Source organism: Gammaproteobacteria bacterium, assembly GCA_024235095.1.
In the GTDB taxonomy this organism is placed as follows: domain Bacteria; phylum Pseudomonadota; class Gammaproteobacteria; order Competibacterales; family Competibacteraceae; genus UBA2383.
The window spans coordinates 324,197-347,620 of sequence record JACKNC010000003.1; the positions used below are offsets into that span (position 1 = coordinate 324,197).

The following is a 23,424-nucleotide window of genomic DNA, read 5'->3' on the forward strand; positions in this document are numbered from 1 at the left end:
GGCTTTCCTAGGAATTTATTTTCAAACTGAGGTGCTACCTACTGCTAAAGACGATGTCTTACCTCTTGTGAATTAGCTTCTACTTAATCAGTAAGTCACCCATTACCCAGGAATACCGGCGTCTTTTTGCCAAAGGAGCTCTCCGTGTCGCGACCAAAAATGTTGATCTTACGGGGTAATTCGGCCCCGGCGGGATCATACCCCGATGAACAGGGGAAAAAGATCGCCTGGCCGGTGGGCGCACTCCATGTATCAGCGGCCAGTGAATATGCAAGGCGCAGAGGCTATGACGCCATTGTCCTGGATGTCCCCGGCCAGCCCCAAAACCAGCAGAGTCCACAAGCCAAAGCAGCACTGAAAAAGTTCTTTGAAGACCCGGCGGTTTGTGCGTTCTATGGCTTTTCAGGCGGCGGCTACAATTTACGGCACATTCTGGATCGTTTGGCATCGCACGATCCTGACGCCTTGCACCGCATTGATTTGATTGTCGTGCTGGGCGCACCGCTACAGCCAAAAAGAGCGTATGAGGCGTCTAAATACAACCCGATAGCAAAGAAGAAAGTCCACCCTATCCAGTGGAAGGATGCCCAATGGGAGGTGGTCTACGGGACCGATCCGCCCCCCAAATGGGCCTTACCAAAAGGTGTTCCAGAAGGTACCAGCAAGCATATGTTCGGACCAGAATGGCTCCTTGCAGGAATGCCGACTAGTTGATTGCAAATGAAAATCTGTCGCTTAATGACAAGGGATAACACAAGTCGAAATAACGTTATATTAACGTTATTAAAACGTTAATATAGTATCTTGTTCAAGAAACAAACGAGTACGATCGTTTACGCTAAAGTAGACCCTACCGTTTCTTGTGCGGCTGCTTTGGTTTTCCCTCTTCCACAGCCTCTAGCTCCTCTAGAGAGGTGGTTATCTGCCCTAGCTCGGCCTGGACCTCCTCCAAGGTAGGAAAGCTACCCTCAAGCTCCTTGGGTAAGGTCCCGGCTAGTTCGTAGCGCGAAATTCCAATCGGCTTATTCATATCCCGTAGGGCATATTCCGCTACAATGTTATTTCGGTCCTGGCATAGAATAATCCCGATAGAGGGGCCATCTTCTTTCATCTTAACGAGTTCATCTAAGGCGGTGAGATAGAAATTAAGCTTACCGGTATATTCCGGCTTAAAATGGCTATTTTTAAGCTCAATGGCGACATAGCAATGAAGCCGTAGATGGTAGAACAGTAAATCGATATAAAAATCCTCTCCACCAACCTCTAGATGGTATTGTCTCCCTACAAAGGCAAAACCTTTGCCCAGCTCCAGCATAAAGCGGGTAATCCGCTCCACCAGTGCAGTTTCTACTTCCCGTTCATGGGCATCATCCCCAACACTGAGAAAATCGAAGAGATAGGGATCTTTGAGCGTTTCTCGGGCTAAGTCCGATTGTGGAGCAGGTAAGCGCTCGATGAAATTATCAATTCGGGGTTTTTCGACCTGTCGCTCATAAAGCTGACTTCCGATTTGGTGATCTAAAACACTCCGAGACCAGCCGTTTTCTATGGTTTTCCTGACATACCACAGGGCCTTATCTCTATCCTTAATTTTCTGAAAAACAATGATATTGTGACCCCAAGGAATTTGTCGCACAAGCTGTGCGACAAATTCAATCTCTCCTTGGGTTTGCGGCATTTCTTTGGATAAACCCTCGTCTATTCTTGCGTAAAAGCCATAAAACCGCTTCATGCGATAGAGATTAGCGCGGGAAAACCCCTTCATTGTCTGAAATTCTCGGCTTAAATCCTGAGCAATCTGCGTGATAACCGCATCCCCCCAACCGCTAGCCTGCTGTTTCTCAGCAATCTGTTGGCCGATATCCCAATACAGCCCAATAAGCTGTGTATTAACCGTAACGGCTGCTTTAATCTGGGCCGTTTGAATGCGGCTTTTTAGGTTGGCAATCCAGAGACGATATTCATCTGTTTTGATAATGTCTTGTTCCATAGGGAACTGTTGTATGTGATTTGAGGAATGTTTTCAATCAAGGCATTCCAAGAAATCTTGATGATTCAAATAACTATCATCATCCATCCCATTAACAGGGACATTCCATATTCAAGGTAGGGGATAAGGAATCTCCCAAGTGCGAACGTACTAGGGAATTCTGACGGCATTGAGGCCAATCTGCTGCTGGGGGAAGGGGAAAGCGAAAGTTATGCTGTAAGAAAGTGGCAGACTGTCAAAACAGCCACTATGCTGTAACGCATATTCCAGCATAAAAAAGGACAACCAAAATCATGGGCGCAAAAGTGCCAGCGCCCCGTAACCCGAATGCTTTGGTCGGCGCAAGGTTACGAGGCACTGTACCGAGTTCGCTTAACGCGGGCGGTTTCGGCACTCTTAAGAGTAGCCAGTCTCCGGTCTGGATTCAAGGGCAGGAGGCTGAATATGTTGCCTGCCGCTAAACCGCTACTCACCGGTCTTGAAGAGGCCGAACTCTATCATCGTGTCGAAGACCGGGGTTTCTTCACCCTCCTCTGGGCCGATCCCCTCCAAGCCAAACGCGCCGCGCGCGTGGCCTTGGAACGCCGACAACTCAAGCTCGAACTTGCCGCCCTGGAGCAATACCGACAGTTTGACCTCCTCAAGCCTCCGGGCAAGACCATAGAAGAAGTCAAGGCGCAACTAGTGGGCTGACACAGAAGTTTTGACAGGTTCAGAGGTTTCTAGGTCCACCGGGGTTTCAGAAGATTTCAAGGGAGGATAGAGGCGCTTGAGTTTGACCCGGGCCAAGTCGGTGCCGAACTGCCAGTGGATTTTGGTCTGACGTAGGTTGCGTGGGCCTTGCCAAGCGGCGATTTCCTTCCGCAAAGTTTCGAGGTTCGCAATGCGGCGATTCAAACACTGGCCGGCGAGAACAGCGAACTCACATTCCGCCATATTGAGCCAACTGCCATGCTTGGGGGTGTAATGAAATTCGAGCTTGCGGGTGATCCGGCGGGCTTCCTCTGGAGAAAAGACACTATACAAGGCCGCAGGAGTGTGGGTATTGAGGTTATCCACGACCAACCGGATTCGCTCCGCCTTCGGAAAGTACACATCAACGAGTTGCTGCATTTGCTGGGCAAAATCGCGTTTGGTGCGCTGTTTCGTGACATTAACATGACGCCACCCGCGCAAGGGTTGTACGAATAGAAATAAATTGGCGGTGCCTTCGCGTTTGTATTCACAGTCATAGCGCGCCGGTTGACCCGGGCGGGCGGGTTGAGGACAGCGGGTTTCGCTGGTCAATTGCACCGGACTTTCATCGAAGCACACTTGGGGGTATTGAGGATCATCGGGTTCGGCGTACAGGTCCAACACATCCTCCATATGCCAAACATAATCGGGACTGACACTGGGAATACACCATTCTTGACGTTGCCAGGGTTTGAGGTCGTTTTTTTAAGGATGCGCCGCACACTCTCACGGGAAATGGCTTCGATGGGCCGGAGTTCCATGAAGCGGTCCGCTAACAATTGGAGAGTCCACTGACAACGGCCAGCGGGCGGGGTACTACAGGCCAAGGCGACCAGAAAGGCGGCCTGTTTGCCGGTCAAGGCCGGGGGCAAACCGACTCGTGGCCGCTCGCTTAACGCCGCCAGCAACCCTTCGTCGACAAACCGTTGACGGGTACGATGAACGGTCGAAATCCCCAAGTGAAGGCTTTGGGCAATGGCCTCATCCGTCGCCCCTTCCGCAGCCTGCAGCAACACATGGGCACGGGCAACCTTGCGCGCCGCTGCCTTGCCTTTATGAATGACCTTCAGCAGGTCTTCCCGCTCCTCTTCAGTTAGATCAACCAGATACTTGTGGGCCATGGTGATTCCTCCTGTTGATCTCAACCATAGGGCACCCACCGCTACCTGTCAAAACTTCTGTGTCAGCCCACTAGACAAACTAAGGAGTATCTCAATGTCCAAGCCATATAGTGAAGATTTAAGAACAAGAGTGATACAGAATTATTTGAATGGTACGTCGAAAATTGACATAATTACCTTATTCAAAATCGGGATGGACACCCTGAATCGTTGGATTCGTCAGTATTTGCAAACAGGTGATGTTAAACCAAAGAAAAGTAAGATACTCCCCCTTGTCAAGACCAAAATTCTATGAAATTAAGAGAGAGGCGGGTTGATAAACACGTATCCTGTCACCATTGTCCTGCAACGATCCCAGATACACCTGAGCGGGTGTCCGGTAGTCCAATGATTGATGGAAACGTTTGTGGTTATAGAAGTGGAAGAAGTCTTGCAGCCCTAACCGGACTTCATGAACGCTCTGGATTTCCTGTAAGTAGACGTATTCATACTTGACTGTTCGCCAAAGTCGTTCCACAAAAATGTTGTCCAAGGCCCGTCCTCGTCCATCCATACTGACCTGGATACCTTTGTCCAGGAGTGGCTGGGTAAAGCGCGGTGTCGTGAATCCGATCAACGGCCTCGATGCAAAAGTCCGCATCCAGGGTGGTGCTGATCGCCCAACCCAACACATAGCGGCTGTACCAATCCATGACCGCCATCAGGTAAACAAAGCCGGAGGCCAGTCGGACATAGGTAATATCCGTACTCCATACTTGGTCACAGCGCTCAATGGACAGGCCCCGCAACCGGTAGGGATAGATGGGATTCTCCACGTTCGGTTGACTGGTATTGGGTTTCTGGTACACCGCGTCCAGTCCCATGATGCGCAACAACCGTCGAACCCGCTTGACGTTGACGAGATGTCCGAGACTGCGCAAGTAAGCAACCATGCGCAGAACACCGTAGTAGGGCGTTCGCGTATACTGCTCATCCAGGAGGCGCATCAGGTTCAGGTTTTCCGCGCGCTCACCGACGGGCTGATAGTACAAGCTGGAACGATTCAGGCCCAGTAGTTCGCATTGTTTCCGGAGACTGAAGGTGGAGTTGTGGGGTTCAATCAGCATCTTCCTGACCTCTAATGCAGGGCTGAGGACTTTTTTTTCAGCCAGTCCCGCTCGGCAATCAGTTGTCCAATCTGCCGGTGCAATTCATCGATTTGCCCCTGTTGCGTCTCCTGTACCCGCGCTGGTTTACCCGAGAACGCTTCTGGAATCGCCGCCAGGGCCTGTTTCTTCCAGGCGTTGATCTGAGTGGCGTGAATACCATACTCTGCCGTCAGCTGATTGCTGGTTTTCTGTTGACGAATCGCCTCCAAGGCCCCTTTGGTCTTGAACTCAACCGTATGCCTTTTGCGCACTCCTGCCATATTTCACCTTGCCTTTCGCTGTTGCCTTCTCTCTTAGAGCCTGGTCTAAAATATGGGGAGCATCATAACTTTCATGAAATCCAAAAACCCGGAAGACAATCAGCGCAAGGCGGCGACGCTGGCCGGCCCGCGCTTCGTCTGCACCAGTGAAGTCGATGAAGAACATCGATTGAACGAACAGTTGATTAAAGACATCACCGGTGGTGACACTATTGAAGGGCGCCGTCTCTATCAGGAAGCCTTCACCTTCAAACCACAGTTCAAACCGTGGATGTACGGTAACCACAAACCGGAAATTCGCGGCACCGATGATGCGATTTGGTCACGGGTACGCCTGGTGCCTTTCGAGGTGAGCTTCAAAGGTCGTGAAGATCTCAACCTGCCTGATCGACTGGAGGCGGAACTGCCAGGCATCCTGAATTGGGCGATCCAGGGTTGTCTGGACTGGCAGCGACATGGACTGCAACCCCCGGTCAAGGTTCAGGCGGCAACACAGGCTTATCGTGATGAAATGGACATCTTCGGTCCTTTCATCCAGGAATGTTGTGTTATCCACAAATCTGCTGAAGTGCGCGCTAATGATTTATGGAACGCCTACAAAACGTGGTGCGCCGAAAACAGCCAGCGCGAGCAAAGTCAGCATAAATTTGGCCGATACCTGACCGCCAAAGGTTGGAGAGCCGATGGAACCAAGCCCGTCAAACGTATCGGCATAGGTTTGTTGGACAAACACGATGCCGATCCTACCGAACCTCAGTTCTAAAAGCTTCCTTGATAAATATCATAAATACAATGACTTAAATAGAAAGTTGTTGTTGAAAAGTCAAGGGAGCTAACCCCATCAAATGCACCAGTATCGATTTACTGGACCTCCACGATGCCGACCTTTACGACCTTTACGACCTTTTGCCGGAAATTCGGTATACGAGAAACCCCCATAGGGACTTTCCGGGAAAAGGTCGTAAAGGTCGGCATGGTCGGAAACCGTCGTTGTCTCTGAGCGAGACAACGTATTTTCTTCACAGGAACACTGTTGCGCATTTGAAAGGTTATTGCATAATAAAGGCGCAACAAGGGGATTGATATGACCATTGGGATTAATGAACCTGCTATCTTCCTGGAGAACTTCGCTCGAGCAGGTAGCCACTTACTTGAAGAACTGCGTAGCATCGCTACTCAGCCTCATTTGAATAAATCGCTGAAACGATTTCCTATCCGGGAAGCCGCCGCCATGCTGGGATTCACTCCCCAGTACATTCGGCGGCTTGAAACCGAAGGCAGCGCCCGACGACCTCCGTTTGGCATTCCTCCCAAGGATGAGCGCGGCCAACGCTCTTACAATCTTGAGCGGATCAACGATTACCGCGATCGACTCGGCATCCGTCGTTTGCGCCCAACAGGCAGTCGCGCTATTCGTTGCGCGGTCGCCTTTTTTAAGGGGGGCTCGGCCAAAACGACAACCGCAACGCATCTTGCCCATCGTTGTGCATTGGACGGCTTGCGCGTTCTCCTGATTGATTTGGATCCACAAGCGTCCTTGACCATGCTGCATGGCATCCTGCCGGACATTGATATCCAGCGCGAGGACACCTTGGCGGATGTTCTCGTTTATGATCCATCGGATATCCGCAGCGTAATCCGGGAAACTTATTTCCCGGGACTTTGGTTAATTCCGGCCAATCTTGGCTTACAGGATGCGGAAATTAGACTGCTTGACCATCGGGAGAATCAGGAAGAGTTTCTTGATCTGCTGGCATTTCAGCGGCTGGATTACGGACTTTGCCAGGTAGAGGGCGATTTTGATGTCATCATCGTCGATTGTCCTCCCAATATGGGATCGTTAACGCTGAACGCCGTCGCGGCGGCCAACGCCATGCTGCTGCCGATTCCTCCACGAGCCGTTGATTTCGGGTCCGCCGTTCTCTATGCCCAGACTATGAGCGCCTTGAAACGTGATCCACGTTTCTCGCGACCGCTGGATTTCTTTCGGGTATTGCTGACTCTGCATAGCGGCTCGGGCGAAGCCAAGAATACCGAAGCCGCTTTACGTATGCTCTTAAAGGATTATGTGTTGGAACACGTCATGCCATTAAGCGTGGAGATCGAACGATCCGCGGCGGATCTCAGTTCAGTTTACGAGATTCAGCAACCCAAGGGCTCTTATGAAGCCTATCAACGCGCTTTGAGTTATCTCAATGCGTTGAATGGTGAAGTCATTGATCTTTTTCGCCAGGTTTGGGAACAGCAGACCGAAGAATTACCTGCGAAGGACGTCGGTTCCTCTGACGCTACGGGTTAACCAGGTCGCTTATGAACGAGATCAAAGACCAACGTCGCCGCGATAATGCCGAGGCCGGCGCGGTGGGCAGGTTAGGGCGTAATCGACAATCCGCCATGGTTAAGGCGCTCCAGAACATGGAACGCGCCGCCGATACCGATGCAACCGTTTCACGTGAAACGGTTGTCATGGATCCGGTAACGACCGATCCCCTTGAGCGTCCAACGCTCTATCCCACCAAAGGGCAACGTTTCGTTGATCCTGAAGTCTGCCGACCTTGGCGTTGGGCCGACCGGCCCGATTCGGAAACGCCTCATTTGGATGAGTTGGCGCAATCCCTGGAGCGGGATGGGCAAGTCGCTCCCGCTATTGTGCGTCCGGTTCGAGATCCTGAACAGCCAGCAATCCGCTATGAAATTATTGCCGGTTATGTGCGCTGGAAAGCTGCCTTGCAAGCCCAGCGGCAGCTATTAGTGGATATCCGCCCGGACCTTGGTGATCGAGAGGCATTTTCGATCATGGTCGTTGAGAACGATTTGCGGCGTGGGCTTTCCGATTACACCCAAGCCAAACGGTATCAGCGCGTCCTGGACGAGAACTTGTTTAACTCCAAGGGCGAACTGGCTGAGGCAATGGGTTTGAGTCATGCGCAGCTCTCCAAATATCTGGGGTTTGCCAAATTGCCCGCCGAGGTGGTGATGGCCTGCCGGGACATCACTGCTCTCCCTCTGACGACTGGTTATCTGCTGGGCAGTCTGTGTGCAAAGGGTTTTGAGGATCAAGTGATGCTGTTGTTACCCCAGATTGAATCGGGCGACATTGCCGGACGACAACTGGAGGAACTGGCGGTTGATCCCAGCCAACTTGAGCGATGGTTGCCTCGTCCGACAGCCAATGGAGCGGATGAAACTCCGCCAAGAGTTAAATCGGAACCCCGCAATTTTGTTTCGTCGTCGGGGAAGCCGTTGTTCAAGGTCAATATTTCTCAACGGCAGGCATCGGTATCGTTTGCAGGTCCTTCTCGATGGCTGCTGGAAAATGAGGAATTTCTCGAACGTTTGCGGGCAATGGTCGAGGCAGAGTCTCCTCAAGATGACTGATGGGATTTTCCGTGCGGAAAATGGAGACTGCGGTGACTGATGGGATTTTCCGTGCGGAAAATGGAGACTGCGGTGACTGATGGGATTTTCCGTGCGGAAAATGGAGGCCGCAGTCTCATGGCGCGTTATGTGGACGATTGCGGCTACGCCTCTTACATGTTGTGCTACCCCCCGTGGATTCCTGACTGCGGAGAGATCAACCCTTAATGTGTGGCCGGTTCATTCAATGCACATCCGGCGATCGGCTGGCTGAACGGTTCCATCTGCCGACGATCCCGGCCCTGATGCCCCGTTATAACGTCGCGCCGAGTCAGTCCGTCCTGGCCATTCGCATGACGGAACTGGGCCAACGGGAAGCCGTGGCGTTGCGTTGGGGCTTGGTGCCGGCCTGGTCGTCGGAACCGCGCACGACGTACAGCACTATCAACGCCCGCGCTGAGACGGTGACCGACAAGCCGACCTATCGTCAGGCATTTCGGCAACGCCGCTGTCTGATCCCTGCAGATGGGTTCTATGAATGGCGCAAAGAGGGGTCGCGTAAACAGCCGTATTGCATGGCTCCAGCGGACGGTGCGCCGCTGGCTTTTGCCGGGTTATGGGAACATTGGGAACGGGAGGGGCAAGTGTTGGAGTCCTGCACGATTCTGGTGACCCAGGCCAATGCGCTGATGGCCCCGATTCATGACCGGATGCCGGTGATTCTCGCGCCCGAGGACGAAGCCCGCTGGCTGGATCCAGCGATTACTGATCCTGCCATCTTGAAACCGCTCCTGGTTCCTTGTCCCGTGGCGCGATTGCAGGTCTGGCCGGTGAGCACCGCCGTCAACGCGCCCGGCCATGACGGACCGGAATTGATGGTGCCGTTGAATGCCGGTTTGAACCTTTAAGCCGACGAGCCTCGCCATCGCATGCGCGATTGATGATATCAAGCATTGATAACCTATTTCCATAATCTTGATAGAAGCTATTTAACACCTTCTTCGTTTAAAAGAGATTCTGGAAAAAGAATAGCTGCTACTCCAATTAAAAGGTACTCAATAAATCCTAATGAGCAACTTCCAAACTCTTGCCAAATGTGGTCCTGTAAATTTTCCTGTGATAGACAAACCATAGGGTATACTGATATCTAACTTTTTGCTTTTTCAAGAACTCTTTTGGAGCCGGCCTATTAGGGCATTGATTGATTTTGAAAAAGGGCGAAATCCATGGAAGGCTGCCGATCGGGCGGCGGCTGAGGATGCGTCCAGAAATTCTGTAAAAAACCACGCCTCCTCTTTGATCTGGAGAAGCGCCATGCCGACCGTTGAATTGATTCTTCGTGATGATGAAGGTCGTATTATTGATCATCGATCCACACGAACATATTCTTTGGATTGGAGAAATCAAAGCTTGCATTGTATTGAAGGTGCAGTTGAAGAATTTAAGAAAAATGCACTACCGGATCTTCAGGCTGATTTGTTAGAAGCGGCTCAAAACATCTTTATTCAGGATAAAAAAAAGACTTGATTTGCAATGGGACAACACCCATCAAGATTAAGACGCTTCATGGACCTTTTGAATTTAGACTTCAGCGATTTATTGATCGAGAATACCCTAGTTTGCCTCATCGAACCTACTTTGATTTGACGGATCAATTTCAGGAAGATTATGTGAGTGATCGGTTAAAAGAATTCTCCGCTTATTATAGCAATCGCTTAAGCTATATCGATGTATCCGATTTAATAGAGAGGGTCACCGGGTTCCGACAACTCAGTGACCAAAAAATCCACCATGTGGTGGTTGAAAAGGCGCAAGCGCTCAGTCAAGCGTGCGTCGCGCAAGTGGAAGAAACCTTATCGAAGACGAGTGGTTCTGTCATCAACATTGACCCTGATGTTGATATTTACGACCCAGAAAGTCGGGAAATTCTGATTTTCGAAGATGCCATTCAAGTCCGTGGTCAGAAAGAAAATCGTATAAGAAAACAATCAGTTATAAAGGAAGAAGTGCCAGAGAAATCCGCACCGAAGAAGACGTCTGCCGTATCGAGTGACGTCATTCTCTTTGAAAATAAAGACGGCGATCTTGAATACCTGACCGCACCGATTGATCGACAGGGGAAAGCGATCATTCCGGTTGCTGATATTCTGAAAAGCCGGGTGATTGAAGATTATGGGAAAGAAGAAAAGCCATTGCCGATTATCGCGATTACAGATGGCGCAAAAATCATTCGTGAGCATCTTTGGGCGGTATTTGGTATCACCGTGCTGATTATCCTGGATTGGTACCATCTTGGTAAAAAAATTGGTCCTGTAAATTTTCCTGTGATAGACAAACCATAGGGTATACTGATATCTAACTTTTTGCTTTTTCAAGAACTCTTTTGGAGCCGGCCTATTAGGGCATTGATTGATTTTGAAAAAGGGCGAAATCCATGGAAGGCTGCCGATCGGGCGGCGGCTGAGGATGCGTCCAGAAATTCTGTAAAAAACCACGCCTCCTCTTTGATCTGGAGAAGCGCCATGCCGACCGTTGAATTGATTCTTCGTGATGATGAAGGTCGTATTATTGATCATCGATCCACACGAACATATTCTTTGGATTGGAGAAATCAAAGCTTGCATTGTATTGAAGGTGCAGTTGAAGAATTTAAGAAAAATGCACTACCGGATCTTCAGGCTGATTTGTTAGAAGCGGCTCAAAACATCTTTATTCAGGATAAAAAAAAGACTTGATTTGCAATGGGACAACACCCATCAAGATTAAGACGCTTCATGGACCTTTTGAATTTAGACTTCAGCGATTTATTGATCGAGAATACCCTAGTTTGCCTCATCGAACCTACTTTGATTTGACGGATCAATTTCAGGAAGATTATGTGAGTGATCGGTTAAAAGAATTCTCCGCTTATTATAGCAATCGCTTAAGCTATATCGATGTATCCGATTTAATAGAGAGGGTCACCGGGTTCCGACAACTCAGTGACCAAAAAATCCACCATGTGGTGGTTGAAAAGGCGCAAGCGCTCAGTCAAGCGTGCGTCGCGCAAGTGGAAGAAACCTTATCGAAGACGAGTGGTTCTGTCATCAACATTGACCCTGATGTTGATATTTACGACCCAGAAAGTCGGGAAATTCTGATTTTCGAAGATGCCATTCAAGTCCGTGGTCAGAAAGAAAATCGTATAAGAAAACAATCAGTTATAAAGGAAGAAGTGCCAGAGAAATCCGCACCGAAGAAGACGTCTGCCGTATCGAGTGACGTCATTCTCTTTGAAAATAAAGACGGCGATCTTGAATACCTGACCGCACCGATTGATCGACAGGGGAAAGCGATCATTCCGGTTGCTGATATTCTGAAAAGCCGGGTGATTGAAGATTATGGGAAAGAAGAAAAGCCATTGCCGATTATCGCGATTACAGATGGCGCAAAAATCATTCGTGAGCATCTTTGGGCGGTATTTGGTATCACCGTGCTGATTATCCTGGATTGGTACCATCTTGGTAAAAAAATTCGTGATTTAATGAGTATGATTGCCTTGAATAAGGATGAGAAGAATCAGCATCTAAAGTTTATGTTCTATCACCTCTGGCGTGGTGATGTTGTCACGGTTTTGAATTACTTAGTCGAGCAGGTGCAACCCAAAAATGCAGAAAAGCATCTTGAACTGATCAATTATCTTGAAAAACATCAGCATGAAATTATCGATTATCGAAGTCGTCAGATTGCAGGCAAACCCATCGGAAGTGGTTCTATCGAGAAAGGCTGTGATCAAGTTATCGGACGTCGTCAGAAGAAAAAAGGGATGAGTTGGCGTCCTGCAGGAAGTCGAAGTTTAGGCATTTTAAAGGTGATCGAACTCAATAATGAATGGGATTCTGTCTGGTTTCCTCAAGAAGCCGCGAATGATCCGTCAAACTTGCGGTTAGTTTCAAACGCATAGAGCATCACAGGAAAATTTACAGGAGGAAAAAATTCGTGATTTAATGAGTATGATTGCCTTGAATAAGGATGAGAAGAATCAGCATCTAAAGTTTATGTTCTATCACCTCTGGCGTGGTGATGTTGTCACGGTTTTGAATTACTTAGTCGAGCAGGTGCAACCCAAAAATGCAGAAAAGCATCTTGAACTGATCAATTATCTTGAAAAACATCAGCATGAAATTATCGATTATCGAAGTCGTCAGATTGCAGGCAAACCCATCGGAAGTGGTTCTATCGAGAAAGGCTGTGATCAAGTTATCGGACGTCGTCAGAAGAAAAAAGGGATGAGTTGGCGTCCTGCAGGAAGTCGAAGTTTAGGCATTTTAAAGGTGATCGAACTCAATAATGAATGGGATTCTGTCTGGTTTCCTCAAGAAGCCGCGAATGATCCGTCAAACTTGCGGTTAGTTTCAAACGCATAGAGCATCACAGGAAAATTTACAGGAGGAATTTTTTTACCAAGATGGTACCAATCCAGGATAATCAGCACGGTGATACCAAATACCGCCCAAAGATGCTCACGAATGATTTTTGCGCCATCTGTAATCGCGATAATCGGCAATGGCTTTTCTTCTTTCCCATAATCTTCAATCACCCGGCTTTTCAGAATATCAGCAACCGGAATGATCGCTTTCCCCTGTCGATCAATCGGTGCGGTCAGGTATTCAAGATCGCCGTCTTTATTTTCAAAGAGAATGACGTCACTCGATACGGCAGACGTCTTCTTCGGTGCGGATTTCTCTGGCACTTCTTCCTTTATAACTGATTGTTTTCTTATACGATTTTCTTTCTGACCACGGACTTGAATGGCATCTTCGAAAATCAGAATTTCCCGACTTTCTGGGTCGTAAATATCAACATCAGGGTCAATGTTGATGACAGAACCACTCGTCTTCGATAAGGTTTCTTCCACTTGCGCGACGCACGCTTGACTGAGCGCTTGCGCCTTTTCAACCACCACATGGTGGATTTTTTGGTCACTGAGTTGTCGGAACCCGGTGACCCTCTCTATTAAATCGGATACATCGATATAGCTTAAGCGATTGCTATAATAAGCGGAGAATTCTTTTAACCGATCACTCACATAATCTTCCTGAAATTGATCCGTCAAATCAAAGTAGGTTCGATGAGGCAAACTAGGGTATTCTCGATCAATAAATCGCTGAAGTCTAAATTCAAAAGGTCCATGAAGCGTCTTAATCTTGATGGGTGTTGTCCCATTGCAAATCAAGTCTTTTTTTTATCCTGAATAAAGATGTTTTGAGCCGCTTCTAACAAATCAGCCTGAAGATCCGGTAGTGCATTTTTCTTAAATTCTTCAACTGCACCTTCAATACAATGCAAGCTTTGATTTCTCCAATCCAAAGAATATGTTCGTGTGGATCGATGATCAATAATACGACCTTCATCATCACGAAGAATCAATTCAACGGTCGGCATGGCGCTTCTCCAGATCAAAGAGGAGGCGTGGTTTTTTACAGAATTTCTGGACGCATCCTCAGCCGCCGCCCGATCGGCAGCCTTCCATGGATTTCGCCCTTTTTCAAAATCAATCAATGCCCTAATAGGCCGGCTCCAAAAGAGTTCTTGAAAAAGCAAAAAGTTAGATATCAGTATACCCTATGGTTTGTCTATCACAGGAAAATTTACAGGACCCCAAATGTTAGGACAATTATAATTCCAAGCAGTACACCAGAATTTGATTTGATATTTAAGTCGAGGTGAATCACTTGGTATTTCATGAAAAAGAGCCTGTCCCCATCGCTTGTATTTTGGTGATATTTTAACTGGATCGTGGCCAATTAAAACTGCTGCACTTAAATCACCAATATGATAAGCGGAGCGCTTCGCGCCCCGATATGCGTAATTGTAACCCCATCTTCCAAACTTACTTTTATTTTTCCTGATATTGATTAAATTTGCTGATACTCTATAACCATCATGACCAAATCTACCAGCCCGACCAATGTAGAGAGGATAAACAATATCTTCATCTATTTGCTTGAACATCATATATAAAATACCCTGCATAAAATCTGTTGGATCTTGTAACACATATTCAACTTGTTTGATCAATAAATCTTCCATTTCTTGAGATCGTTTAAGCAGAAATCGACCGTCTAAACCATACTGGAAAGTTTCAACTATACCATCGCTTTTTGTAATAATAAAGAGGAACCCCAATTTTATGTGCGCCCAGCATGTGCGCACTCTTGTGGGTGAAAGTCCCGCCGTAAGTGGATCACCGCGAACGAAGCGAAGCGCAACCGCATGAGGGTGACCGAGTGTGGGGAGGAAGCGTGGAGCGAAACTGCGAGCCGATGGACAAGAACCGGATAGGAGGCGCTGCGGAGCAGGGCGAGCGGGCGTAACTTCGCGAAGCTCTGGTGATCAAGGCGAAGCGGCGTAAATTCGGCGGTTGTGCAGTGACGGAGTGCGTACTTAACGTGAGTTCTGTTTATTATTATTGTGAAGTCAACAAGTTAATCTCATTTTTCGATATATTCAGTGACGGTTTGCGCGGTTGGTGCGTGTAGGCTACCAAGGCGGCCAGGACGTTGACCATGGCATTCACCACGCTACGATGCCGGGTATGTTCAATCTGCTGGATATTCTTGATCTGATCGTTGATCGTTTCGATGATGGCACGCTTGCGTAACAACAACTTATCCACCAGGGGCATCAGTTTATTGTGCATGTTCTTGCGGATTTTGGTGACTACGTGCAGTCCTCGTTCCCAGAGGATGTGGAACAATTGCGAGGAAATATAACCGCGATCGCCGATTAACTTCCCGGTCAGCCCTTGGGTCAGCTCGGGGACGGGTTCCCGATCATCGACGTTGCCGGGGGTGATGCGAAAGGCTAACAGTTCGCCCCGGTCATTGACCACGAGATGGAGCTTGAAGCCCTAGTGGGCTGACACAGAAGTTTTGACAGGTAGCGGTGGGTGCCCTATGGTTGAGATCAACAGGAGGAATCACCATGGCCCACAAGTATCTGGTTGATCTAACTGAAGAGGAGCGGGAAGACCTGCTGAAGGTCATTCATAAAGGCAAGGCAGCGGCGCGCAAGGTTGCCCGTGCCCATGTGTTGCTGCAGGCTGCGGAAGGGGCGACGGATGAGGCCATTGCCCAAAGCCTTCACTTGGGGATTTCGACCGTTCATCGTACCCGTCAACGGTTTGTCGACGAAGGGTTGCTGGCGGCGTTAAGCGAGCGGCCACGAGTCGGTTTGCCCCCGGCCTTGACCGGCAAACAGGCCGCCTTTCTGGTCGCCTTGGCCTGTAGTACCCCGCCCGCTGGCCGTTGTCAGTGGACTCTCCAATTGTTAGCGGACCGCTTCATGGAACTCCGGCCCATCGAAGCCATTTCCCGTGAGAGTGTGCGGCGCATCCTTAAAAAAACGACCTCAAACCCTGGCAACGTCAAGAATGGTGTATTCCCAGTGTCAGTCCCGATTATGTTTGGCATATGGAGGATGTGTGGTTCTGTTGCGTTAATTTTTTTCGAGCACGATTGGGTAACCCTTGCAGGTTATTAGGCAGCCAGTGAATAAAATTGTCCTGCGGCGGAGAGATTCGTCCCTTCGGCCATGATCATTTGGCCCTTCTTGATCATGTGCAGGAGTTCGATGCCCCGCAGGGTGGTCCGAGCAGAATGAAAGCCTTTGAACCCCAGCATGGGGCGGACGATCCGTTTAACGGCGCGATGATCTTGTTCCACTAAATTATTTAAGTACTTGTTTTGGCGAATCTCAATGGCGGCGCCCGTCTCCTCCTGGAGTGCATCCAGGGCAGCGGTGTTAGCGCCACTCTTATCGATCGTGACTTTGTCCGGAAGACCGTGCTGCCGTATCGCCTTTTTGAGAAAGCGCAGGGCGGCTTTCTTATCGCGATGCGCCGTGAACAGGAAGTCGATCGTCTGGCCGTCTCGATCAACCGCGCGGTAGAGGTACTTCCACTGGCCTTTGACCTTAATGTAGGTCTCATCCATCCGCCAACTTGTGCCCACCGGGCGCTTTTGTCCTTTGCGGAAAGCCGCTTCCAACTGCGGCGTAAACTTCTGGACCCAGCGGTAGACGCTGGAATGATCCACGTCGACACCCCGCTCCGCCAGCATCTCTTCCAGGTTCCGATAGCTCAACGGATAGGCGAGGTACCAACGGACACTCGTTAGGATGATGTCTCGTTCAAAGCGGTGGCCTCTAAAATCGATCATGCGGGTTCTCAAGTCAGGACAGGGGCCGTGTAGCTTACCGAAATCCGACCCTATCAGCTAACGCAACAGAACCGGTCGAACCGCCCCACGTAGGTCAGGCCCGCGGTCACCGAGACCTCCAGCTTCAGCTCCAGCAGGGGCTGGTTCTGGTGATCCAGGGCCGGGAACCAGCCCAACGTCGGCCAGCGCGTCATGAACTGCGTGACCAGCGCCTCGCCGGTCGCGGTCAGCGATTCCGGCGATTGCGTGGCGGAATAGGCGATGCCGCCCTGTGTGCGCGCCGTCTGCCAATCGGCGGCAAACGCGGCGCGCGCATCGAAGGGCTGGCCCTGAACGATCTGGCGCAGCGCCTGTTCCACGATCCGATGCACCACCCGGCCAAAGATCAGGTTGGCGGCGGTATGCATTGGGCGAATCCGCCGCACCTCTTCGAGGTAATACTGCTGCGGACAGGTCTCGTACTTCAAAACCGACGTGGGGGACAGTCTCATGGTCGTCCTCCTCACGCGGCAACGGCGGGGTGTTCGGCCCTGGTTGCTACGGGCTTCGCACGACGATCATTTTCCTGGGCTGCCCGGCGCCGGTAATGGGCGGCGGCGGCTTCAAAGCCCGCTGGCATCGGCTTCCAGCGGTCGATGCCGCGGCCTTTCAAGAAGACCGCGATGACCAAAGCCGCCGCCGCATCGTGGGCGGAGGCCGGCGTGTGCGGGGTCAGCTCCCAGACCTGCATCGCCCCGGTGGGGAAGCGCACGGTCTCGAAGCGCGCCACAGTGACGCCGTGACCGGCGTACTCGGCGATTTCCAGCACCGCCCGGAAGGACGGTGAGGGTACTGCAAGGTTGAGTGGCATGGGGCGTGTCCTCCCAAATGAATCGATTGAAAGAAAAAAAGGGGACACACCCCATCCCCGCTGGAGATGGAGGGATCCCCAGGGGGTTGCAAAAAAAAGAATTCATGCCAGCCTGCTCCTCTCACACGAACCGGAGGGCAGCGATGAATCCAAACGATGAGAAACGCCGATGGTTTATCGCGGATACGGGTTCCGACCGCATCCGCTTTACCGCCATCGGTCATCAGGCGCTGGCGGCCGACCTGGCCCGAGCCGGGATCGACATTCGCCAGATTCGCACCCGAACGCAGGCGCGCGCCGCCCTCGATCGATCGTTCGAGCACTCGTTGGATCAATTAGCGGCGTATGCCGCCGCTGACCCAAAGCTCAGCGCTATCCTGGCGCCGTTGTTCGATGAGGAGCCTCCTCAAACAACGCCATGAGTTCGCGTTTAGCGATTTCGCGCTCGACGCACTCCAGGCATTTGACGGCGTTGGTGCCGGCCAAGGCGCCGGACAAGAGCCTGTCGCTTAACGTCTTGCGCGTTTCAATTAGCCGATTCCGGCTCGCCGACCGGCAGAACGACTTGACTTTAGAGAGTTGCATCGTGTGTCTCCTGATAAGAAGAAAAAGGGGACACACCCCACCCCCGCTGGGGATGGCATATCCCCAGCGGGTTGCAAAAACCGGCATTCATGCGCGCCTGATCCTCTTTTTTCACCGGAGGGCCGACATGAATGCCGATCAAGAAAACTCAATCCTCGATGGCGATGAACGCGAACCGCTTGACCATCGGGATGAAAGCGGTCATTTCACCTTGACCGAGAAAGGCATTGAACCATACCGGAAACGATTGGCCCGTTTCGGTCTCCGCGTGGAAGCCATCCACACCCTGGAAGACTTCCAAAGTGCGCTTGCGCTTTCGGCGGCGGGCTTGAACGATTACCGGGTGGCGATCGCCAGCCACGGCCCGCGTTCGCTGGAGCGCAACCTGTTAGTGACATTCGCGCGCGGGGATGAGGTCGAGTATCAGCGGCTGTTTCACCTCGTCGAACGACGAAACACGCTGGGTTTGCGGGTGGTCGATCCATCCGGTTCTGTTGCGTTAGCTGATAGGGTCGGATTTCGGTAAGCTACACGGCCCCTGTCCTGACTTGAGAACCCGCATGATCGATTTTAGAGGCCACCGCTTTGAACGAGACATCATCCTAACGAGTGTCCGTTGGTACCTCGCCTATCCGTTGAGCTATCGGAACCTGGAAGAGATGCTGGCGGAGCGGGGTGTCGACGTGGATCATTCCAGCGTCTACCGCTGGGTCCAGAAGTTTACGCCGCAGTTGGAAGCGGCTTTCCGCAAAGGACAAAAGCGCCCGGTGGGCACAAGTTGGCGGATGGATGAGACCTACATTAAGGTCAAAGGCCAGTGGAAGTACCTCTACCGCGCGGTTGATCGAGACGGCCAGACGATCGACTTCCTGTTCACGGCGCATCGCGATAAGAAAGCCGCCCTGCGCTTTCTCAAAAAGGCGATACGGCAGCACGGTCTTCCGGACAAAGTCACGATCGATAAGAGTGGCGCTAACACCGCTGCCCTGGATGCACTCCAGGAGGAGACGGGCGCCGCCATTGAGATTCGCCAAAACAAGTACTTAAATAATTTAGTGGAACAAGATCATCGCGCCGTTAAACGGATCGTCCGCCCCATGCTGGGGTTCAAAGGCTTTCATTCTGCTCGGACCACCCTGCGGGGCATCGAACTCCTGCACATGATCAAGAAGGGCCAAATGATCATGGCCGAAGGGACGAATCTCTCCGCCGCAGGACAATTTTATTCACTGGCTGCCTAATAACCTGCAAGGGTTACCCAATCGTGCTCGAAAAAAATTAACGCAACAGAACCCGATCGTCTGCTGGACCAGCAAGGATCCTACGAAATCGCACAATGCCTCAATCAGCAAGGCAGGCGGACCGCTGAGGGTAAGGCTTTCGATGCCGAAATGGTTGCGGCTATCGCAAAGCGCCATGGATTACCGAGTCGGTATGATCGATTACGCGCCAAAGGGTTGCTCACCATCCACGAAATGGCAAAACAGCTGAAGGTCTCCGAATCCATGGTCTGGCGGTGGCCCAAGAAAGGTATTCTGCAAGGACAACCTTACGTTCGAAACGATGGCCTTTGAAGTCGATCATGCGGATTCTCAAGGGAGGGACGGCGGCCGTGTAGTAGGCTTGCCAACGATTATCCCTACATTATCAACGAACTGAGCGTTAATCAAATGGTCTAATAACTATAGAAAACCTCTTTAGATACTCTAAATTTATAGAGGAGGTGCGGCAATGAACGCGGAATGGATGTTTGATGCACGTAAAATACCGGATGAAGTGATGAATTACATCCGGCGTATTGCGGTTCGCGCGGTCGAAGAGAAGCATTATAGTCCGGAGCTTGTTGCTGATTTTTTGGGTATCGACCGAACGAGTATTTATGACTGGCTTCGCAACTATCGTTATGAAGGAGAAGAAGCCCTAGATACTCGCAAAGCGCCCGGTGCTCCGTGTGTGATTACTCCGGCTATTGATCGATGGTTAAAAGAAACGATCCTCAATACGACGCCGGCGGATCATGGTTATGATACGGTTTTATGGACTTTAGAGATTATTGTTCATTTATTGAAGGAGTCCTTTGGTCTCTGGGTATCGGATGCCACGGTACGCCTTCATTTGCATGATTTAGGGTTAAGTTGTCAAAAGCCTTGTTATCGAGCGATCAACCAGGATAAGGAGCAAGTTAAAACGTTTGTTAATGAAGGTTTCGAAGAAATTAAGAAGTTGGCTCAAAAACTTGGAGCGGATATTGCGTTTGAGGATGAATCGTGGGTGCAAGGCCATACGCGTTCCGGTCGGACGTGGGGGTTAGTGGGGCATCCTCCGGAAATTAAAGTGAGTGATGACCGGGGTGGGTTTCATATTTTATCGATGGTCACGGCGACCGGGGAGTTCATGTTTGAGGTGACCACTGAAAAATTAGTGAGTGCAGTTTTCATTGCGTTTCTGGAGAAGACATTAGAAGGTCGAAAGCGCCCATTAATTGTGATTGCGGATAACGCATCCTATCATACTTCAGGAGAGGTCAAAGCCTTTCTTGAGACGCATCGGCAACAAATTCGTCTCTTTTTTCTTCCGACGCATTCCCCCGAGTTAAATCCGGATGAACAGGTTTGGAATGAGATCAAAAATGGTCATCTGGAAAAAGAGCCGATTAAAAACCGAGCTGATTTCAGAGCGCGCGTTTATTCTGCTTTGGAAAAGCTAAAAGCATTTAAGGAGAGAGTCAAATCATTTTTTAGGCTCCCTGATACTCAATATGCTAATCCCGAAAAAGCTCCAGCATGATTTTTGTGGGGATAACTATTAGCAAGACAAAGCTTACAGAAATCGAGCCTTCTCAGCTATAGTAAAACAGTTTTTAGATAGTTTGGAAAACCGCAACTAACGCATCAAAAAGATTTTGAAAATTTGCAACAATTTTCCTCAACTTTCCCTTAAGAAGTGCCCAGTAGTTTTCGATGGGATTTAAATCCGGTGAATAAGGAGGCAAAAACAACAATTGGTGGCCATTGTCTTCAATGATTTCTCGTGTTTCTTCCGATTTGTGAAAACGAGCATTATCCATCACGATAATACAATTTTTTGGAAGTTCAGGGATTAAGAATTTCTCAAGCCAAGTATTAAATATCTCCGTATCTGTATAAGATTGATAGGCAAGTGGCGCAATGATTTCATTGTTGAGTAGTCCACCCAATAAATTTAGTTTTTCAGTGGGTCTGCTTTTCCTTTCACCAAAAATAATTTCGCCTCTTGGACTCCAGCCAAATTCATTTCTTACATTATTATGAAATCCAGATTCATCTACATAAACAATTTGTTGTGCATCATCTCCCCGGGATGCATTCGCCGCTAATTGTTGAATAAACTCCATTCTTTGTTGTTCATCCCTTTCTTCGTAGAGAAATTGTTTTTTTTATATGTAATATTGAGTGCTTTCAATCTTGCTTGAACCGATGAGGGTTTAACCGAAAAATGTTCTGCAATTTGTTTGATGGTCACCGAAGGATTGTTTCTAATGTAATCTTTTAAATCAGAGTCACTGAATTTTCTTGCACGAAACTGAGTCCTTTTTTTTGGTTTAATATCCCCCGTTTGCAAATACTGACGAATCCAACGATTCAAAGTATCCATCCCTATTTTGAAAAGCGTAACGATATCCATTTTCGACAGACCATTCAAGTAACTCTGTATCACTCTTGTTCTTAAATCTTCACTATACGGCTTGGACATTGCAATACTCCTTATTGAGCTAACTTCTTCATTATATATTAACTAGTAAAGAAACCACCCGCAAAGCGGGTGGTTTTGGTTAACCCCTAAAAGGGGATAGTCTGCCTTGCCCCCTGAGGAGGCAAGGGCGTCGTCCCCACAGGATGGGTTCTCACTTTAGAAATCGAAACCGCGCTGTTCGGCGTCTCTTTCCTTACGCTCTTGATACCGCACATACTTGCGAATCTTCTCGACATCCAGTCCTATCGTATCCACACAGTAGCCGCGCGCCCAAAAGTGGTTGCCCCAATAGGGTCTCCTTTTCAGTTCGCAAAACCGATTGAAGACCCGAATGGCCGTCCGCCCCTTCAGCGTTCCCACAAAGTTAGAAATCGACAACTTCGGCGGAATCATCACCAACAGATGAACATGATCCACCTGGATATTTAATTCAACAATTTCCACTTTTTGATAGTCCGAAAAGGCGTGAATACATCGCGATACCTCTTCTGCAATGTGCCCTGTGAGGACTCGATACCGGTATTTCGGAACCCAAACAATATGATACTGGCAGTGCCAGATCGTATGTGATAACTTTCTGAATCGACTCATGGTCAGTACTCCTCTCGATCTGTTGTGGGGACAACAAACCGTAGTAGTACCCCATGAGTCGATCAACTGGCAAAGCCGTTGATCTCTGACCACGCCCTAAGGGCGTGGTTTTCTACGTTGTTAATAAAAAACTGTTTGACTATAACGCAACAGAACCCGGTATTGTTTCAAACGACAAAAGAAGTTCTCGATCAGGTGGCGAGCCTTATAAAGTGCTTTGTGGTAGTCCCGTTGCTCTTTGCGGTTTTTCTTCGGCGGAATGACGATTTCCTTTCCGGCTTCGCGCAGCGGTTTGAGCACACGATCTTCGGCATCATCGCCCTTGTCCGCCAAGATTGTTTTGGCCTCAAGCGCAGGCAAAAGCACGTCCGATCCATCCAGATCGCACGCCGGTCCTTGCGTTAAGCAAAAGCGTGTTGGATTACCCAAGGCATCGACCGTTGCGTTGATTTTCGTGCTTAATCCGCCTTTGCTTCGTCCGATGGCTTGGTCTTCACCTTCTTTTTTTTCGCGCCTGCGCTGTGCTGATGCGGGCGAACAAGGGTGCTGTCGATCATGGCGTATTCGTGGTCTGCATCCGTGGCCAGATGTTTGAAAACCTCTTCCCAAACACCTTTTTCCGCCCATCAGCTAAACCGCATGTGAACGGCCTTCCAAAACCCAAATCTTTCCGGTCAATCCCGCCACGGAATGCCCGCGCGATAACGATAGAGAACCGCCTCGACAAACCGCCGATTGCCTTTGGCAGTTACACCTACGGTGTCTTCCCGGCCCGGCAAAAGCCCTTCAATTTTTTCCCATTGGTCGTCTTTCAAAGCATAGCGTCGCGTCATGGGTCAGCCCCTCCGTCAGGC

28 protein-coding genes and 3 pseudogenes are annotated in these 23,424 nt (G+C 49.8%); 18 read left to right on the plus strand and 13 right to left on the minus strand.

Translation table 11 applies throughout. The features are described 5' to 3' along the window. Positions 1 to 144: 144 nt before the first annotated feature. The gene (locus H6973_18330; GenBank protein MCP5127514.1) at positions 145 to 714 is read left to right on the plus strand and encodes a hypothetical protein; all 570 of its coding nucleotides are present in this window, start codon (positions 145 to 147) and stop codon (positions 712 to 714) included. A gap of 136 nt (positions 715 to 850) precedes the next feature. Here the strand turns inward: H6973_18330 and H6973_18335 are convergent, their stop codons facing one another. Beyond that, on the minus strand, positions 851 to 1,990 hold the full coding sequence (locus H6973_18335; GenBank protein ID MCP5127515.1) for a DUF1016 domain-containing protein: 1,140 nt from the start codon (positions 1,988 to 1,990) through the stop codon (positions 851 to 853). Positions 1,991 to 2,434: 444 nt separating this feature from the next. Here H6973_18335 and H6973_18340 point away from each other — a divergent pair, with 444 nt between their 5' ends. Continuing rightward, positions 2,435 to 2,683 (plus strand): hypothetical protein, encoded by a 249-nt coding sequence (locus H6973_18340; GenBank protein ID MCP5127516.1) that lies wholly within the window; start codon positions 2,435 to 2,437, stop codon positions 2,681 to 2,683. Here H6973_18340 and H6973_18345 read toward each other — a convergent pair. Then, positions 2,672 to 3,846, minus strand: a pseudogene (locus H6973_18345) (IS630 family transposase). The gene H6973_18340 and the pseudogene H6973_18345 sit on opposite strands and share 12 nt — an antisense overlap. Before the next feature lie 94 nt (positions 3,847 to 3,940). Here H6973_18345 and H6973_18350 point away from each other — a divergent pair. Then, on the plus strand, positions 3,941 to 4,141 hold the full coding sequence (locus H6973_18350) for a hypothetical protein (GenBank protein MCP5127517.1): 201 nt from the start codon (positions 3,941 to 3,943) through the stop codon (positions 4,139 to 4,141). Here H6973_18350 and H6973_18355 read toward each other — a convergent pair. Then, positions 4,136 to 5,254 (minus strand): annotated as a pseudogene (locus H6973_18355) (IS3 family transposase). The gene H6973_18350 and the pseudogene H6973_18355 overlap by 6 nt on opposite strands. Positions 5,255 to 5,327: 73 nt before the next feature. Here H6973_18355 and H6973_18360 point away from each other — a divergent pair. The 9 genes from H6973_18360 (at position 5,328) to H6973_18400 (ending at position 13,017) form a co-directional block, all read left to right on the plus strand. Next, positions 5,328 to 6,017: a hypothetical protein gene (locus H6973_18360; protein ID MCP5127518.1), complete on the plus strand. Its 690-nt coding sequence runs from the start codon at positions 5,328 to 5,330 to the stop codon at positions 6,015 to 6,017. 321 nt (positions 6,018 to 6,338) lie between these two features. Further along, on the plus strand, positions 6,339 to 7,553 hold the full coding sequence (locus H6973_18365; GenBank protein MCP5127519.1) for an AAA family ATPase: 1,215 nt from the start codon (positions 6,339 to 6,341) through the stop codon (positions 7,551 to 7,553). A gap of 11 nt (positions 7,554 to 7,564) precedes the next feature. Next, complete coding sequence (locus tag H6973_18370; protein MCP5127520.1) at positions 7,565 to 8,632, plus strand: ParB/RepB/Spo0J family partition protein; 1,068 nt, start codon at positions 7,565 to 7,567, stop codon at positions 8,630 to 8,632. Positions 8,633 to 8,838: 206 nt separating this feature from the next. Then, positions 8,839 to 9,519, plus strand: coding sequence for an SOS response-associated peptidase (locus tag H6973_18375; GenBank protein MCP5127521.1), 681 nt, complete (start codon positions 8,839 to 8,841; stop codon positions 9,517 to 9,519). Between the two features lie 289 nt (positions 9,520 to 9,808). Further along, positions 9,809 to 10,138, plus strand: a complete 330-nt coding sequence (locus H6973_18380; protein MCP5127522.1) for a hypothetical protein — start codon at positions 9,809 to 9,811, stop codon at positions 10,136 to 10,138. Between the two features lie 92 nt (positions 10,139 to 10,230). Next, a complete protein-coding gene (locus H6973_18385; GenBank protein ID MCP5127523.1) occupies positions 10,231 to 10,953 on the plus strand; it encodes a hypothetical protein in 723 nt (240 codons plus the stop codon). Between the two features lie 63 nt (positions 10,954 to 11,016). Continuing rightward, on the plus strand, positions 11,017 to 11,346 hold the full coding sequence (locus H6973_18390; protein MCP5127524.1) for a hypothetical protein: 330 nt from the start codon (positions 11,017 to 11,019) through the stop codon (positions 11,344 to 11,346). Between the two features lie 92 nt (positions 11,347 to 11,438). Further along, positions 11,439 to 12,554 (plus strand): hypothetical protein, encoded by a 1,116-nt coding sequence (locus H6973_18395; protein ID MCP5127525.1) that lies wholly within the window; start codon positions 11,439 to 11,441, stop codon positions 12,552 to 12,554. 43 nt (positions 12,555 to 12,597) lie between these two features. Next, a complete protein-coding gene (locus tag H6973_18400) occupies positions 12,598 to 13,017 on the plus strand; it encodes a hypothetical protein (protein MCP5127526.1) in 420 nt (139 codons plus the stop codon). Here the strand turns inward: H6973_18400 and H6973_18405 are convergent. The 4 genes from H6973_18405 to H6973_18420 form a co-directional block, all read right to left on the minus strand. After that, positions 12,966 to 13,730, minus strand: a complete 765-nt coding sequence (locus H6973_18405) for a hypothetical protein (protein ID MCP5127527.1) — start codon at positions 13,728 to 13,730, stop codon at positions 12,966 to 12,968. The two genes, H6973_18400 and H6973_18405, sit on opposite strands and share 52 nt — an antisense overlap. A 92-nt stretch (positions 13,731 to 13,822) precedes the next feature. Continuing rightward, positions 13,823 to 14,152, minus strand: a complete 330-nt coding sequence (locus tag H6973_18410; protein MCP5127528.1) for a hypothetical protein — start codon at positions 14,150 to 14,152, stop codon at positions 13,823 to 13,825. A gap of 63 nt (positions 14,153 to 14,215) precedes the next feature. Then, the gene (locus H6973_18415; GenBank protein MCP5127529.1) at positions 14,216 to 14,683 is read right to left on the minus strand and encodes a hypothetical protein; all 468 of its coding nucleotides are present in this window, start codon (positions 14,681 to 14,683) and stop codon (positions 14,216 to 14,218) included. A 376-nt stretch (positions 14,684 to 15,059) separates the two neighbouring features. After that, entirely contained in the window at positions 15,060 to 15,485 is a 426-nt protein-coding gene (locus H6973_18420) for a transposase (GenBank protein MCP5127530.1), read from the minus strand. A 92-nt stretch (positions 15,486 to 15,577) separates the two neighbouring features. Between H6973_18420 and H6973_18425 the strand changes: the two genes are divergently transcribed. Next, the gene (locus tag H6973_18425) at positions 15,578 to 16,135 is read left to right on the plus strand and encodes a helix-turn-helix domain-containing protein (protein ID MCP5127531.1); all 558 of its coding nucleotides are present in this window, start codon (positions 15,578 to 15,580) and stop codon (positions 16,133 to 16,135) included. Here H6973_18425 and H6973_18430 read toward each other — a convergent pair. Both H6973_18430 and H6973_18435 read right to left on the minus strand, forming a co-directional pair. Further along, positions 16,132 to 16,812 carry an IS6 family transposase gene (locus tag H6973_18430; GenBank protein ID MCP5127532.1) on the minus strand — a complete coding sequence of 227 codons (681 nt, stop codon included), beginning with the start codon at positions 16,810 to 16,812 and terminating at the stop codon, positions 16,132 to 16,134. The two genes, H6973_18425 and H6973_18430, sit on opposite strands and share 4 nt — an antisense overlap. Before the next feature lie 53 nt (positions 16,813 to 16,865). Continuing rightward, complete coding sequence (locus tag H6973_18435) at positions 16,866 to 17,303, minus strand: PD-(D/E)XK nuclease family protein (GenBank protein ID MCP5127533.1); 438 nt, start codon at positions 17,301 to 17,303, stop codon at positions 16,866 to 16,868. A gap of 29 nt (positions 17,304 to 17,332) precedes the next feature. Here H6973_18435 and H6973_18440 point away from each other — a divergent pair, with 29 nt between their 5' ends. The 5 genes from H6973_18440 to H6973_18460 all read left to right on the plus strand — a co-directional run bounded on the left by H6973_18440 (position 17,333) and on the right by H6973_18460 (position 21,034). Next, the gene (locus tag H6973_18440; protein ID MCP5127534.1) at positions 17,333 to 17,638 is read left to right on the plus strand and encodes a hypothetical protein; all 306 of its coding nucleotides are present in this window, start codon (positions 17,333 to 17,335) and stop codon (positions 17,636 to 17,638) included. A gap of 167 nt (positions 17,639 to 17,805) precedes the next feature. After that, complete coding sequence (locus H6973_18445; GenBank protein ID MCP5127535.1) at positions 17,806 to 18,084, plus strand: hypothetical protein; 279 nt, start codon at positions 17,806 to 17,808, stop codon at positions 18,082 to 18,084. Positions 18,085 to 18,374: 290 nt separating this feature from the next. Next, complete coding sequence (locus tag H6973_18450) at positions 18,375 to 18,773, plus strand: hypothetical protein (protein MCP5127536.1); 399 nt, start codon at positions 18,375 to 18,377, stop codon at positions 18,771 to 18,773. Positions 18,774 to 18,807: 34 nt separating this feature from the next. Beyond that, entirely contained in the window at positions 18,808 to 19,488 is a 681-nt protein-coding gene (locus tag H6973_18455) for an IS6 family transposase (GenBank protein MCP5127537.1), read from the plus strand. A gap of 490 nt (positions 19,489 to 19,978) precedes the next feature. Next, positions 19,979 to 21,034, plus strand: coding sequence for an IS630 family transposase (locus H6973_18460; protein MCP5127538.1), 1,056 nt, complete (start codon positions 19,979 to 19,981; stop codon positions 21,032 to 21,034). A gap of 73 nt (positions 21,035 to 21,107) precedes the next feature. On the opposite strand, the gene H6973_18465 is transcribed toward H6973_18460, so the two are convergent. The 4 genes and pseudogenes from H6973_18465 to H6973_18480 all read right to left on the minus strand — a co-directional run bounded on the left by H6973_18465 (position 21,108) and on the right by H6973_18480 (position 23,403). After that, entirely contained in the window at positions 21,108 to 21,620 is a 513-nt protein-coding gene (locus H6973_18465; protein MCP5127539.1) for an IS630 family transposase, read from the minus strand. Then, complete coding sequence (locus tag H6973_18470) at positions 21,599 to 21,979, minus strand: transposase (protein MCP5127540.1); 381 nt, start codon at positions 21,977 to 21,979, stop codon at positions 21,599 to 21,601. Before H6973_18470 ends, H6973_18465 begins: the two co-directional genes overlap by 22 nt. Positions 21,980 to 22,135: 156 nt before the next feature. Further along, positions 22,136 to 22,570, minus strand: a complete 435-nt coding sequence (gene tnpA, locus H6973_18475) for an IS200/IS605 family transposase (protein MCP5127541.1) — start codon at positions 22,568 to 22,570, stop codon at positions 22,136 to 22,138. Positions 22,571 to 22,690: 120 nt separating this feature from the next. Next, positions 22,691 to 23,403 (minus strand): annotated as a pseudogene (locus tag H6973_18480) (IS5 family transposase). Positions 23,404 to 23,424 lie beyond the last annotated feature (21 nt).

Coding starts and splice junctions, on each gene's coding strand:
- H6973_18435 (MCP5127533.1), bottom strand. CDS start 17,303: ATGAGACTGTCCCCCACGTCGGTTTTGAAGTACGAGACCTGTCCGCAG.
- H6973_18375 (MCP5127521.1), top strand. CDS start 8,839: ATGTGTGGCCGGTTCATTCAATGCACATCCGGCGATCGGCTGGCTGAA.
- H6973_18400 (MCP5127526.1), top strand. CDS start 12,598: ATGAGTATGATTGCCTTGAATAAGGATGAGAAGAATCAGCATCTAAAG.
- H6973_18365 (MCP5127519.1), top strand. CDS start 6,339: ATGACCATTGGGATTAATGAACCTGCTATCTTCCTGGAGAACTTCGCT.
- H6973_18430 (MCP5127532.1), bottom strand. CDS start 16,812: ATGATCGATTTTAGAGGCCACCGCTTTGAACGAGACATCATCCTAACG.
- H6973_18415 (MCP5127529.1), bottom strand. CDS start 14,683: ATGGAAGATTTATTGATCAAACAAGTTGAATATGTGTTACAAGATCCA.
- tnpA (MCP5127541.1), bottom strand. CDS start 22,570: ATGAGTCGATTCAGAAAGTTATCACATACGATCTGGCACTGCCAGTAT.
- H6973_18450 (MCP5127536.1), top strand. CDS start 18,375: ATGAATGCCGATCAAGAAAACTCAATCCTCGATGGCGATGAACGCGAA.
- H6973_18445 (MCP5127535.1), top strand. CDS start 17,806: ATGAATCCAAACGATGAGAAACGCCGATGGTTTATCGCGGATACGGGT.
- H6973_18470 (MCP5127540.1), bottom strand. CDS start 21,979: ATGTCCAAGCCGTATAGTGAAGATTTAAGAACAAGAGTGATACAGAGT.
- H6973_18425 (MCP5127531.1), top strand. CDS start 15,578: ATGGCCCACAAGTATCTGGTTGATCTAACTGAAGAGGAGCGGGAAGAC.
- H6973_18335 (MCP5127515.1), bottom strand. CDS start 1,990: ATGGAACAAGACATTATCAAAACAGATGAATATCGTCTCTGGATTGCC.
- H6973_18350 (MCP5127517.1), top strand. CDS start 3,941: ATGTCCAAGCCATATAGTGAAGATTTAAGAACAAGAGTGATACAGAAT.
- H6973_18370 (MCP5127520.1), top strand. CDS start 7,565: ATGAACGAGATCAAAGACCAACGTCGCCGCGATAATGCCGAGGCCGGC.
- H6973_18455 (MCP5127537.1), top strand. CDS start 18,808: ATGATCGATTTTAGAGGCCACCGCTTTGAACGAGACATCATCCTAACG.
- H6973_18465 (MCP5127539.1), bottom strand. CDS start 21,620: ATGGAGTTTATTCAACAATTAGCGGCGAATGCATCCCGGGGAGATGAT.
- H6973_18460 (MCP5127538.1), top strand. CDS start 19,979: ATGAACGCGGAATGGATGTTTGATGCACGTAAAATACCGGATGAAGTG.
- H6973_18340 (MCP5127516.1), top strand. CDS start 2,435: ATGTTGCCTGCCGCTAAACCGCTACTCACCGGTCTTGAAGAGGCCGAA.
- H6973_18360 (MCP5127518.1), top strand. CDS start 5,328: ATGAAATCCAAAAACCCGGAAGACAATCAGCGCAAGGCGGCGACGCTG.